This window comes from Nocardia sp. NPDC050630 (genome assembly GCF_044457245.1).
Lineage (GTDB): Bacteria > Actinomycetota > Actinomycetes > Mycobacteriales > Mycobacteriaceae > Nocardia.
The window spans coordinates 1,410,101-1,422,811 of the sequence record NZ_JBITGN010000001.1 but is presented as its reverse complement, the minus strand read 5'-3'; the positions used below and the strand labels follow the sequence as shown (position 1 = coordinate 1,422,811).

The window sequence follows — 12,711 nt, the reverse complement described above, 5'->3', positions numbered from 1 at the left end:
CGGTCGGGCTTATCGTGCAGGGAAACCGAACGCGGCCGAACAGCGCGAGTCCCTGTGTGCCGCCGCCGTTCGGTAGCCGCACACAGGGACTCGACGTGTTCGCGGACCGGATCAGGGAGTGGAGTAGCCGATCAGCGCGCCGATGCCGGCGCCGATCGGAATGGTGACGAGGGCACCGACTCCACCGAGGAAGAAGCCGATCACCGCGCCGATGCCGGCGCCGACGAGCGCGCCGATCCCGGCGTTGTACTGCTTACGGGCAATGGTGTCGGAGGCCTCGTCGATTGCCTGTGCGGTCCGCGTGGTGTCGGATTGTGCTGTGAGGGTGAGGGTTCGGCCGTCGTTGGCGATCTCCGGCGTCAGGGCGACGGTCCCGGCTGCGGTCCGCACTCCCAGCGGTATCGAGGTCACCGCATTGCCAGCGGCGTCGGTGAGAGTGATCGAAAGAGCATCGGCGGCCACGGTGAACCGTCCGGCCTCGACGGTGGTGCTGACACCACGGCGGTCTGCTGTCGGTGCGGTGATGAAGTTGATGCCGTGATCGGTTGCCCGCACGGTGGTCTCGGTCGCTACCGGCTGGGCCTGTACGGCGCCCGCGGTGATGCCGGTCGCACCGATCGCGAGCAGGGCGGTGGCGGCGAACTTGGTGGCACTCATGGTTTTCCCCACATTTCATCGGCTGTCGCGCGCCGACACGTGCCGAAAGCCCGTGCCGGGCCACGTGATTCAGTCGACCACATCTGTGATCGAAGGTAATAGTACCGTCCATGAGCAACCCCGGCGGGATCCGATTCGGACCAGGGCGGGTTCCGATCACCTTGCCGCCCAACATCTCCGGTGCTCAAAGGTGTCAGCGGACAGCAAGTGGAGTATTCAGGCGCTCACCGATTGCGTCGACCACGCAGTATCAGCCAGGTCACCAAGGCCGCGATGGCGGCGGTGGCCCCGGCGGCGAGTGGCAGCGGGCGACTACGCGTCACGGCGGCGAATTGCACGGCGCGGTCTTGAGTTGCCGCGCCGACTTTCTCCCGCTTATCACGCACGGCTTCGGCTGCATGGTGCACCTTCGCCCGGGCGTTGTCGGCGGTCTGATGCAATTCCGCCTCGGCTCTACCCTTCACATCGAGCTTGTCGGTCAGTTCCGCCACGGTCTGTCCCAGCTCTTGTCTGGTCAGGTCGCGGTCGGCGCGCAGCAGTTGCGCCTCGGGCGATTCGAGTGCGGGTTTGCTCTCATCACTCATCGCTATCCTCCGATCTTGATTGCATGGATATCTCGCTGTACGCCGGTGATCGCCTCCTGCGGGACCGGCGGGACCGCCTTCTGCAGGTCCCTCTTGCCGATGAGGGCCAAGCCGGCGCCGACGAGCAGCAGTACCACTCCGACGATCAGTGCCGCGGCCCAGCCTGACAGCGGACCAGCGAGGGCGATGATCGCCGCCGCGATGACAGCGCCGCCGCCGTAGCACGCCGTGAGCGCCCCGGCACCGGTCACGACCGCGCCGCGCCCCAGACGTTTGCCTTTGCTTTGCACCTCCAGTTCGGCGAGCTTGATCTCGTCGCGGATCAGGTGGGCCATTTGCTCGGTCGCCTCGTTGACGAGCTCGATAACCGACCGTGTCTGCGTGGGCGAGGTTTCGATATACGACCCGGTGGGTGTTTCGGTCATGGCAATTCCTAGGTACTCGGGATAAAGCTCCGGATACGACCGAATTGGCCCACTTTGCCACTTTCAAACCCCCCGCCGGCCGAATGGTCTTGATGGTGGGCCGCGCTGCCCGATGCGGGCACCAGGATTCCATCGCGGACTCTGATCCGTGCCGATGACGACCCGCCGCAGAGCACCCTCACCAGCTCACCCGATGAGGTGATCGGCTACCGACAGCCCGGCCGTTGCGGGCAGCCTGCAGAGCTCTATGTTCCGAAATACCTTCCCACCCTTGCGCAGTGGCTCCACGCACCCGCTCCGCACGAGTTCGCTGAGTCCCTCCACCGTGTCAGTTCGAGTCGGCACGCCCAGCACTCCGATCTCACCCCTGGCGTCGAATGCCGCCAGCGCCTCGTCCGAGCGCCGTCCCAAGGCCTGGCGGACCGCCAGCGCGTTGGCGTTGCCCGCTTGTTGCAGCCGCAAGACTTCGCCGCCTGTGGTGACAACGAAGTTCGCGATCGTCTGCGGCGGAAATCTCGCCATTCCCGCCGCCGACCGTCGAATTCGAGGTGCGCCTCTCGGCACCCGGCTTCCTCGGATACGAACGAGCGACGAATTGGCAGCGCGTCGAGGACGGATTACTTCTTGGCCGCGTTGTAGGCGGCGACGATATCGGCGGAGATCCGGCCCCGCGCCGATACCTGGTGGCCGTTTTTACGGGCCCATTCGCGGATAGCGAGCGACTGTTCCCGATCCACCGGCGACCGAAAGTCTTTGCCACCTCTGGCCTTGGCCCCGGCCTTCACCCGACCGGTCCTGCGGGCCTTCTCCGCCCAAGGATCCAGGTTGGCACGCAGCTTTCCGGCATTCTTTTTCGACAGATCAATCTCGTAGGTAACGCCGTCAAGGGAGAACAGAACGGTCTCCTCGGCTTTCGACGTGCCATCCAAATCATCGACCATGGTAACGGTCACTTTCCTTGCCATGAGCCAGCCCTTCATGTGTGAGCAATTCTTCGGCATATTGATCGTACCGAATGACCCGTTTATGCGGTGTCGGGTACCACCAGAAACATGATGGGATCTCGGTTCACCACTGCATAACCGGATCGCCAGACAAGGCACGATGCTGCGGTGGCGAGACACGGACTTCGAACGAGGCCATCTCGCCGAATCCGAAGACTTGTTCCGAAGGCCGACGCAGCAGGCAATACCGACGCGATGTCCGGTATCGTGCATTGCTCGACGTGGGCAAGAATTTCGCGAGCCCGAATGGCGGTACCGCAAAGCAATCGACGCCGACGAAACCAGGATCATGAACAATTCGGGCATATCGACCCTCGAAGGCCACGAATTCACCGAAGCGGAAAACACCGACCGTGCACCGAGCAAGTTCGGTTGGCAAAGAAATTGAGACATTGCACGAGGACGGACTGTCGCCGAGGTCGAGTGTGCCTACATCTGAGCCCAAGCGATTCGGGTCCGCACGTAGGCTCGGATTCGAACCGTCCTGCGGTGAAGATTATCGAGAGGCGATGATCCGAGCACGCAGTCTACGTCGAGGCGCGCACGACGAGGCGGGCGATGTCGGTGGGCTCATGAGCCGATGGCACCTGATACCCCAACTCGGCGAGGACTGCCGCGATCGCGGCGGTGGCGACCGCGGTGGGATCGAACTCCACGGTGGTCAAAGGAGGTGAACTGAACGCTCCCATGGGGTTGGCGTCCACGCCGATGACGGCGAGGTCGTCGGGACAGCGGAGTCCGGCCTCGCGGATACCGAACAGCACCAGGCCAGCGATCTCGTCGCTCTGCGCGCACACGGCGGTCACACCGTCGCGCACCCACCCCGCCGCTACGGCGGCGACATTGTCCGGAGTGACCTCGCCGACGCTGATGGACGGCAGATCGTGCATGCGTGCCGCCCGCTCGACGCCCTCGAACCAATAGTCGCCCAAGGCACGCCATTTCGCGATTCCGGTATAGGCAAAGGCGATCTTGCGGTGCCCACGCGAGACCAGATGCCCGACACGCAATGCGCCGACCGACAGCAGCGGATCCCCGAGCGCGGGCAGCAGTCCGATCTCGATATGCGGCACCTTCGCCGCTCGAACCGCGGTGCGCACCCGGGTGCTCAGCGGAAACATGCTGACGACCGCGATCGGATCGAGATTGCCGATGGCATCGACGACCTGCTGATCGTCCTCGGTCTGGAAGATCTGCACCTGCAACAACCCGTGGCGGGCGAGTTCGGTGGTCATCCGGTTACCGGCTTCGATCGGCATGTCACCGACCGCCACCCGCGGCACCACATACAGCACCACGCCGCCCTTGCCCCGAGCCAGATTCCGCGCGGCGACATTCGGCCGATACCCCAACTGTTGGGCGGCGGCGTAGACGGCCTCCCGGGTTCGCGCCGAAATCCGCTTACCCTCGGCATTATTCAGGACATAGCTGACCGTCGCGGTCGATACCTTCGCCAGCCGCGCGACATCGGCGTTCGTAGGCCGCGCAATCCTGTCCTCGACGCTCGGCGCGTCACCCTCACCAGCGGCCATGGCCTCATGATGGCACGCCGCTCCCCGTTCATCCCCGTCGGCGGTGTTCGAAGAACTCCGCGGCTCGGCGAATCGAATTCTCGACCGGCTCGGGCTTCCACCCGAGTTCGCGCTCGGCCTTGCTGTGGTCGAGCGGCGACATCAATTCGGCCATGCGCACACCGACTGTGGCGAATGGGAGATCGCGGTTCAACAGACGGGCGGCGAGGTCGTTGCCGCGGGCAGCGAAGTAGAGCACTCCCAGCGGCAAGCCGATGCGCGGTGCGCGGGCTCCCACCGCAGCAGCGGCGATCTCGTGGACCTCGCGGCTGCTCATGTAGCGCTCGGAAATGATGTACCGCTCGCCGGGACGGCCGTGGGTGCCCGCGAGGACCATCGCACGGGCGGCGTCCTCGATGCCGACCACCTCCGAGGAGAAGTCGAGATAGAACGGGAACCGCCCGGCGGCAACCCGGGCGATCACCGAACCGTGCGGTGTCGGCCCCCAGTCGCCGGGGCCATAGGTTGTGGAGACGCACATGGCCACTGCCGGAAGGGACTTCTCCCTGACGTAGCGCATCACGAGATCCTCGGCCGCGACTCTGGCCGCGATGTAGGGACCGCCATCGTCCCAATTGTGCGGGTCTTCCTCGGTGACCGGGCGCTCGTTGCTGATGGCCAGCGTTCCGGCGGTACTTGTGAAGACGAATTTGTCCGGACCGGCCGCGACCGCGGCGTCCAGCACATGCCGTAAACCCTCGACATTGGTGCGGAACAGGGGTGCCGGATCGCGCAACCACATCCGCGCGTCCACGACACAGTAGTAGACGACGTCACACCCCTTCATCGCCGAGCGCAGTGCGACGTCGTCGAAGACGTCACCGTAAACGCGTTCGACATCGAGGTCATCGATCCCCAACGTCGAACTCGAGGGGCGCAGCATCACCCGTACGTCCGCGCCATCGGCCGCCAACCGACGGGTGACGTGGCTGCCCAGGAAACCGCTGGCCCCGATGACCAGCTTCTTCTGTGTCATAGCCGCCGACATACCTACTTCAGCATGCTGCCCGCGTCGATCGGCAAAGGTACGCCGGTCACGTAGCGGGATTCATCGGAGGCCAGGTAGAGAACCGCATTACTGATGTCGCTCGCCTCGACCCACGGCACCGGCAGGGTATGGAACATCTGGCAGATCGGCTCGAGATCCTTCGGGCCCGGATTCTCCAGGTCGGGGCGGAACAGCTTGAAAGTTCCCTCGTTCAAGAGCATGTCTGTGTTGACGTGCGTGGGATGCACCGAATTGACCCGGATCATATGCTGGCCCAACTCGACGGCGAAGGTTCGCATGAGGCCGACGACACCGTGCTTGGCCGCGACATAGTGCCCGACCTGCGGGTACGCCTTGAGACCGCCGACCGAGCTGGTGAGGATGATCGAGCCGCCACGGCCAGCCGCGATCATATGCGGCACAGCAGCTTTCACGCTCTTCCACACCCCACCGAGGTTCACTCCGATCATGTCCTCCCAGAGGTCTTCCTCGAGATCGACCAGCTGACCACCCTGGTTGGCGAGGCCCGCGTTCGCGATGATGATGTCGAGTCGGCCCAGCTGCTCGACGCCACTATCCACCGCCCCCTTCAGCGCCGCATAGTCACGCACGTCGACCTCGGCGGTGACGACGCGCCGGCCTTCGGCCTTGACGAGATCGGCCGTGGTCGCCAAGTCTTGCGGCGTCGGCATCGGAAAGGGCACCCTATCCAGCTGTTTGCAGACGTCGATGGCAATGATGTCGGCGCCTTCCTGCGCCAGCCGCACGGCGTGGCTGCGACCCTGGCCACGCGCCGCGCCGGTGATGAATGCGACCTTTCCTTCGACCCGTCCGGTCATGATTACCTCTATTCGTTGTGTTGATTCGTCGGTCAGGATGTGAAGGCGGGCAACGTTTCCCAACCGCGGACGGTCGAGGTGGGCGACAATTTGGCGCTGGCCATATCGACCTCCCACTCGGGGAAGCGCGCCAAGATCTCCTCCAGCGCGATCCGGCCCTCCAACCGAGCCAGCGCCGACCCCATGCAGTAGTGCGTGCCCACGCTGAAGGTCAGGTGTTGGCGGGTGTCGCGATGGATATCGAAAACATCGCCGTCCGCTGGGAATTGCCGGTGGTCGCGGTTCGCCGCCCCGATGAGCATCATCATGACGCTGCCCTCCGGAACCGTCCGGCCGTGCAGTTCGACATCCCGAGTCACATAGCGCGCGACGTGCGGTGCGGGGGGCTCGAAACGGAGCAGTTCCTCGACCGCGTTCGGAATGAGCCGCGGGTTCTCGACCAGTTCACGCCGCTGGTCGGGATGTTCGGCGAGAACCTTACCCGCCCAACCGATCAGCCTCGTCGTGGTCTCATTACCGGCACCGGCAACCACGTTCACGTAGATCAGCAATTCATCGCGGGTCAGTCGCCGCACGACTCCGTTCTCGTCCTCGAACTCCACGTTGAGCAGCTCGGTCATGATGTCGTCGGAGGGATGCTCGGCACGCCAATCGATATAGGCGGAGAATATGTCGCCAGTGGCCAGTCCCTCGGAGGCCGCCTTCATCGGCTTGCCCTCCTCGGTCCGCATCTGCTCGTTCGCGAAGTCGCGGATCGCTTCCTGATCCTCCTCGGGAATGCCGAGCAGCATGCCGATGGTGCGCATCGGCATCTGCGCGCCGATATCGGCGATGAAGTCCAGCCGACCGGTGCCGACCAATGGATCGAGGCTGCGGACACAGAATTGGCGAATCTTGTCCTCGAGTTCCCGGATCTTGCGCGGAGTGAACATGCGCGACAACAGCTTTCGGTGGATGTCGTGAACCGGCGGATCCTCGAAGATCAGAATTCCGGGCGGCATCTCGATTCCGGCCTTGATCAGCTCGAGGATGGCTCCACGTGCGGAACTGTAGGTGCCCGTATCGAGCAGTCCGGCATTCACATCGGCCCACCGGCTGATCGCGTAGAAGTCGTGCTGCTCGTTGTAATAGATGGGCAGTTCTTCGCGGAGCCGCTTGAACATCGGGTAGGGATCGGCATTGAGTTGGATATCGTAAGGGTCGTAGTAGATGTCGTTGATTGCACTGGTGGTCACGGAGATTCACCCCTCCTGCTCGAATTTCGATATGGCACTTTTTAGTTGGATGGCGGGGCGGACCGCTTACGGCAGTTCGACCTTGCTCGTCAGCCAGCGACCGTCGACGCGGTCCATGGTCATCAAGATGCGGTTGCGATCGACGCGTGGCGTCGGGTTGGTCACGTTGGTGATTTCGGCGTCGACGAACAGCATGATCACAGCGTGGTCCTCGGCAGCGGACTGCACGCTCGCGGCGACGACATGTCCCTTGCTGACCGACTTGGCCTGCAGCAGCATCGGCTTGAGCTGATCGGCCGACTTGCTGTACATGCTCTTGAATTCCCCGGTCGCCCCGTTCAGGACGGTCGCGAAATCGCTGTCGATATGCGAGGAATCGATGCTGGTCAGGGCTACCGCGTAGTCCTGAGCGGCCGCCAAAGCCGCCGCGCCCGCGGCTTGGCGATCGTTGCGGGTCTCGAGTTTCCAGCCGAACACCGCCGCGAGTATGACCGATACCACGACCAGCAGCATCAGGATCCCGGTCAGCGGGCGTGGCAGTAATCGGCGCCACGAGCGGCCGGATTTCCCGGTGCCCTCGGCGGCGTCCGCGACCGCGATCACGCCGTCCTCAGCGGCGCCGGCGTCGGCGTTTTCAGTTGCGTCCGCACCGGCGTCGGACGCTTCCACACCGACAGTCGATGGTGCCGAATCATCATGACTCTCATCGGGATTCGTGGCTGACACCGGGTCGGGCACCGCACTCGCGCCGTCGGACGAGACCGAGTCGTCGACCTTGTCCATTGCCATCACCGAGCTCTTGTTCATCCTTGTCTCCTGTTCACGATCGTCGTTCCCCCGATGCGCTATCCCCCTTGCACGAATGGGCCGCCGTAGGTCTGTGGCACGGTGTACGGCCCGGTCGGTGTCGGGTCCGCGCGCTGCTGCGGATCCACGCCGGGTGGGATGGTCGCCGTGTTGTCGCCGGGCGGCCGGGGCGCGTTCGCCGCGCCACGTGGCATCAGCGACGGGTCGGTATTCGTACACCGGGCGTGCAGATAGGGTTCCGGGGAATCCGGAATGGTGCCTGGGAGGCGCGGCAGGTCGTAGTCGCACGCATATTTCGGGTAGACACTCGCAATGGCCCACACCCCGCCGTCGTGCAGGGCCGAAATGATGGCATCGAGCGTCGAGCCGGTGCGCTGCTGTGGAAAGAAGAATTCTTGCAGCGCCGGCACATGTACGTAGGCCATCTGTGAGGTGGTGGCCAGGTTGCCCAGCAACTGCACCATGGTCGGCGAGTTGTCGGCGATGATCTTGTCCACCGCGGTAAGCGCGGCCGGTGTGTTGTCGACCAGGGTCTGGTAACCACCGGTCATCGATCCCACCCCGGCCATCGTCTGTGCCAGGTCGGCGGCGGTCGCCTGCAGCCCCGGAGCGGCGTCGCGCAGCGTGAAGAGCACTGACTTACTGTTGTGCAGTAGCGAAACCGTCTGCGGCAGAACCGAATCCAAGGTAGAGAGCAGGAACATGCCGCCGTCGACGATGGCGGCCAGTTTCTCGGGTGCTGCCGAACTCGCACCGAGTTCGCGCACTATCGCCTCAATCCGGGCCGGATCCAGCTGCGCCAGCGTGCCGCTCATGCTGGCGAGCATGGTGGCCAATGTGACCGGTGTGGACGTCCGCTCTTTGGCGACGACGTCGCCGTCGGCCAGATACGGCCCGTTCTCGGATGCGGGCAGGAAGTCCAGATACTGTTCGCCAGCCGCCGACAACGAGGCAACCCGAACCTCGCCGGTACGCGGGATCCGCACACCGGAGCGGAGGTCGGCAACGGCGACGACCTTCTCGGCGTCAACACCCACCGACCGCACGCGGCCAACCCGGACGCCGCGCAGCGTGACGTCCTGACCGGGCAGCAGGCCGCCGGATTGGGCCAGTTCGACCCGCACCTGGTATTGCGACCGGAACGGATCGAGTTGCAGGGAGCCCAACAGCAGGTACCCGAGCCCGAGGACCAGAACGAGCAGTAGGCCGATGCACGAAGTCAGCAGGCGGTTGCGCGACATTTGCCGCACCGTGTACACCAGCGCCCGCGCGGGTGGTTCCAAAATTACGGCTGTTTTCATCGGCCTGGCTCGACTTTTTCTCGCAAGCGGTTGAGGGTGTATTCCAGCGACCCGATGAAGTTCACCCACTCGGTCGCGTCCGGCATTCTGGCGCCGGAATCGGCGGGAGTATTCGGATCCGGCAACGCGCCGATCGCGAGCCGGGCGACATCGACATTCACGTGCGCCGACGACGCGCTCGTCACTTTCATGATCAGCGGGATAAGCCCGATAAGTGCGTCGAGGTTTGCGTCGGGATTGTTCGCTGCGGCGTTCATACCGTCGGCCAGCACATTGACCGATTCCATCAAGCTGCGGTCGTTCGTGCCGTTCACCGAGGGGTACCGGGCAATCTGCTGGGTGATCCGGTTCACCTGCCCGACCAGATCGATGATGGCGCGGGTGTTATCGCCGATGACCTGCAGAGCCGGTCCGGCCGCGGCGAGAACGTCGCTGACGTCGGCCCGCTGCGTCGCGATCGTCGCGCTCAGATCGCCGGTGGCCGCCAGGATTTCGCGGATCCGGTCGGACCGGGTCGAGAGGTTTTTCACCAATTGTCTGGTCTGCTCGATCATCTCGGCCAGCCGGTCACCGCGCCCGCCGACGGCCGCGCCGAGGCTATTGGCCAGGCTGGTGAAGTTCTCGATGGCACCACCGTTGACGAACAAGGCCGCTCTGGTGAGCACTTCCTCGATGGTCGCCGCCGCCGACGTCGACTTCAGCGGAACTCGCGCGCCGTCGGCAAGATCGGGAGCCGCAGGATCCGGCTCGGCGGGCGGGGTAAGTGCGACGAACACGTCACCCATCGGTGTGGCCGAACGCAATTCGGCGGTGGTCCCCGCGGGCAACCGCACACCGGATTTGATCCGCATCACGACCACGGCCGTGTAGTTCGCGGCCTGCATCGACTGGACCTCACCGATATCGGCGCCGTTGAGCCGGACCTTCGCTTTGGCGGGCAGGTTGAGCGCGTTGGCGAAGGTGGCCGTCAAGGAATAGCTGTCGCCGCCGATGCCCGGCGCCGGCAATGGGAGCTTGTCCAGTGTCACCGAACACGCGGTGGCCGAGCAGGCAGCGGCCGACACCGCCACCACCGCGGTCATGCGGAGAAGGCGTTGTCGCGAACCGAATTTCGTCATAATCGAGTCATCCCTGCTATTTCGGCGGTGCGCCGGCCATGACCGCGAGCATCTGGCCGATACCGAAGTCGGGACCCATATCGCGCGCGGTTCCGGTCGCACAGCCGAGCTCCTTCAGCCCCAACAGGTTGCAAACCGTCTTCAGCATCTGGCCGTCGAGGAAGAACCTGTTCAAATCGACCGTGGCGCGCAGTGCGCCGATATTCTGGTCGATAGCGTTGTAGGCGTTGTCGGTCACCAGCGGAAAGACGTCGAGAAATTCCGCCAGATTGTCGTTGTAGTCGGCCATGGATTTGGTGATCGTGTTCGAATTCGAAGCCAGCGCCCGCAGATTGCCTTGATTACGCTGCAGCAGATCGGTCATCGCGATGATGATCTGATTCAGCCTCGCCCCGGTGTCCCCGGCTCCCAGGTGCTGGTCGGCGAGAATATCGCTGAGCGTCCGCACACCGGAACCGAATTCGCGCAATGCCTGATCATTGCGGGCCGCGGCCGCGGTCAAGGCATCGAGATTCTGCACGACCGAGGTAACCGCGGCACGGGTCGCGGCACCGTTGTCCGGGCCGAGCTGCATTGCGCGCGACAGTTCGCTCATCGCATCGCGCAGATTGTTCCCGTTGTCGGCCAGGATCTGGGAGCCGACGTCGAGCAGACCACCGACCGGTCCATGGCCTTTGCCGTCCCCACCCAGCGAGGTAGACAGTTTGTCGGCCATCGCGAGCAGGCTGTCGAATTCCACCGGGGTCCTGGTTCGATCGGTGGTCAGGACAGTGTGGTCGGCCAGCGCCGGACCGTCGCGATATACCGGAGTGAGTTCTATGTGCCGGTCGGTCAGCACGGAGTCCGACACGACAACCGCCTGGGCACCGGCCGGAATCTTGACCCATTTGTCGATATCCATGGTGACGTCGACGCGCGTCGCCCGCGCCTGGATGTCGACGACTTTGCCGACCCGCATACCGAGTACCGAGACGGCGTTACCGGTGTACAAGCCATTCGCATTCGCGAACTGCGCGGTAATCGTCATGGAGGTATCGGTCAGCCCGCCGAGCGGGCCGCTGGAACATCCGGCGACCACGGCGCCGATGAGGGCGACGGTCGCCAGCTTCACTCCTCGGATCACGCTATTCATTTGCAGTCCTGGAAGTACGGTTGCTGGTTCACGTGTTTCGCGTATCCGCTCAGTGCGCACATGAAGGAATCGATGAAGGCGCCGTCGGGCGCATTGGCCGCCAGTTCCTGGCCGGACCCCGATGCGTTCGCGAACAACCGCCACGGCACCGGCAGGATCTGCAGGATGTTGCGCAACAGGTCGTCGTGCCCGGCAATCATTGCCGTCATCTGCGTCAGATCGGTGATCAGTTGCTGGATTTGCGGCCCGTCGTCCACCGCGATGGGCTTCAGCTGTTGGACCAGCGTGGTAGCGGCGTTCAGCAGTGCTTCGATGGCCTGCCGCCGAGAAATAATCTGCTCCAATATATTTCGGCCCTGACCGACCATGGCCGCCAGGTCCGCCTGCTGCTCGTGCAGCACGTCGAGCACCTGATCGGTACCGTTGAGCAGCGAACCGATCTGGGTGCGCCGATCGGCGATCACCGAGGACAGCGACCTGATGTTGCCGAGGATTTCGGGCATCAACGCGGGTGTACCGCGCAGTTGCTCGGACAAGGTATTCATCGTCTGCGCGACCCGATCGGCATCGATGCTGCTGAAGGTCGTGGTGGCATTCTGCAGCGCGGTTTGCAGGTCGTAGGGCACCTCGGTGCGTGACAGCGCGATCGAATTGCCGCGCAGGTGCCCCGTCCCGGCGGGACGGAGTTCGATATAGCGCGACCCGAGCAGCGTCGTCAGTTTGATGGCGGCCCCGGTATCGGATCCCAGCGGTAGGCCGCGGCGCAGCTTCATGGTCACCACCACGTGGTCCCCGGCCAGCCGTGTTCCGGTCACGGTGCCGACCTGGATACCGGCGAGGGTCACCGCATCGCCGGAGCCGACACCTGCGGCCTGCGCGAAGTCGGCCCGGTAGGTCTGCTCACCGAGGTGCAGTGAATTCACGAATACCGTCACCCCGACCATCACCGCGACCACGGTGACCGCGACCAGGCCGATTCCCAGTTTGCTGCGGTCCTCGAGCGGGCGGTGGCGCATCCGCTGCCATACTGTTTTCAGTCGTCGTATCATC

General features: G+C 64.2%; 14 protein-coding genes. All 14 read right to left on the bottom strand.

The annotated features are described in order from the left end of the window. Positions 1–111: 111 nt before the first annotated feature. The 14 genes from ACIBG0_RS05915 to ACIBG0_RS05850 all read right to left on the bottom strand — a co-directional run bounded on the left by ACIBG0_RS05915 (position 112) and on the right by ACIBG0_RS05850 (position 12,710). On the bottom strand, positions 112–657 hold the full coding sequence (locus ACIBG0_RS05915; RefSeq protein ID WP_397029623.1) for a hypothetical protein: 546 nt from the start codon (positions 655–657) through the stop codon (positions 112–114). 224 nt (positions 658–881) lie between these two features. After that, positions 882–1,241, bottom strand: a complete 360-nt coding sequence (locus ACIBG0_RS05910) for a DUF3618 domain-containing protein (protein ID WP_397029622.1) — start codon at positions 1,239–1,241, stop codon at positions 882–884. 2 nt (positions 1,242–1,243) lie between these two features. Further along, on the bottom strand, positions 1,244–1,666 hold the full coding sequence (locus ACIBG0_RS05905) for a phage holin family protein (RefSeq protein WP_397029620.1): 423 nt from the start codon (positions 1,664–1,666) through the stop codon (positions 1,244–1,246). A gap of 186 nt (positions 1,667–1,852) precedes the next feature. Then, positions 1,853–2,188: a hypothetical protein gene (locus tag ACIBG0_RS05900; RefSeq protein ID WP_397029618.1), complete on the bottom strand. Its 336-nt coding sequence runs from the start codon at positions 2,186–2,188 to the stop codon at positions 1,853–1,855. A 95-nt stretch (positions 2,189–2,283) separates the two neighbouring features. Further along, positions 2,284–2,631, bottom strand: a complete 348-nt coding sequence (locus tag ACIBG0_RS05895) for an Lsr2 family protein (RefSeq protein ID WP_397030231.1) — start codon at positions 2,629–2,631, stop codon at positions 2,284–2,286. Positions 2,632–3,197: 566 nt separating this feature from the next. Further along, positions 3,198–4,202: a LacI family DNA-binding transcriptional regulator gene (locus ACIBG0_RS05890; RefSeq protein WP_397029617.1), complete on the bottom strand. Its 1,005-nt coding sequence runs from the start codon at positions 4,200–4,202 to the stop codon at positions 3,198–3,200. 28 nt (positions 4,203–4,230) lie between these two features. Next, a complete protein-coding gene (locus tag ACIBG0_RS05885) occupies positions 4,231–5,217 on the bottom strand; it encodes an NAD-dependent epimerase/dehydratase family protein (protein WP_397029616.1) in 987 nt (328 codons plus the stop codon). 14 nt (positions 5,218–5,231) lie between these two features. After that, positions 5,232–6,068, bottom strand: a complete 837-nt coding sequence (locus tag ACIBG0_RS05880; protein ID WP_397029614.1) for a mycofactocin-coupled SDR family oxidoreductase — start codon at positions 6,066–6,068, stop codon at positions 5,232–5,234. A 32-nt stretch (positions 6,069–6,100) separates the two neighbouring features. Next, positions 6,101–7,231 carry a cytochrome P450 gene (locus ACIBG0_RS05875; RefSeq protein ID WP_397030230.1) on the bottom strand — a complete coding sequence of 377 codons (1,131 nt, stop codon included), beginning with the start codon at positions 7,229–7,231 and terminating at the stop codon, positions 6,101–6,103. A gap of 138 nt (positions 7,232–7,369) precedes the next feature. Next, positions 7,370–8,110 (bottom strand): hypothetical protein, encoded by a 741-nt coding sequence (locus ACIBG0_RS05870; RefSeq protein ID WP_397029612.1) that lies wholly within the window; start codon positions 8,108–8,110, stop codon positions 7,370–7,372. A gap of 38 nt (positions 8,111–8,148) precedes the next feature. Beyond that, entirely contained in the window at positions 8,149–9,351 is a 1,203-nt protein-coding gene (locus tag ACIBG0_RS05865; protein ID WP_397029610.1) for an MlaD family protein, read from the bottom strand. Between the two features lie 56 nt (positions 9,352–9,407). After that, positions 9,408–10,529: an MlaD family protein gene (locus ACIBG0_RS05860; RefSeq protein ID WP_397029608.1), complete on the bottom strand. Its 1,122-nt coding sequence runs from the start codon at positions 10,527–10,529 to the stop codon at positions 9,408–9,410. Positions 10,530–10,545: 16 nt separating this feature from the next. Continuing rightward, the gene (locus tag ACIBG0_RS05855; protein WP_397029607.1) at positions 10,546–11,661 is read right to left on the bottom strand and encodes an MCE family protein; all 1,116 of its coding nucleotides are present in this window, start codon (positions 11,659–11,661) and stop codon (positions 10,546–10,548) included. Continuing rightward, entirely contained in the window at positions 11,658–12,710 is a 1,053-nt protein-coding gene (locus ACIBG0_RS05850; RefSeq protein ID WP_397029605.1) for an MCE family protein, read from the bottom strand. The genes ACIBG0_RS05855 and ACIBG0_RS05850 overlap by 4 nt, the downstream gene beginning before the upstream one ends. Position 12,711: the final 1 nt, after the last annotated feature.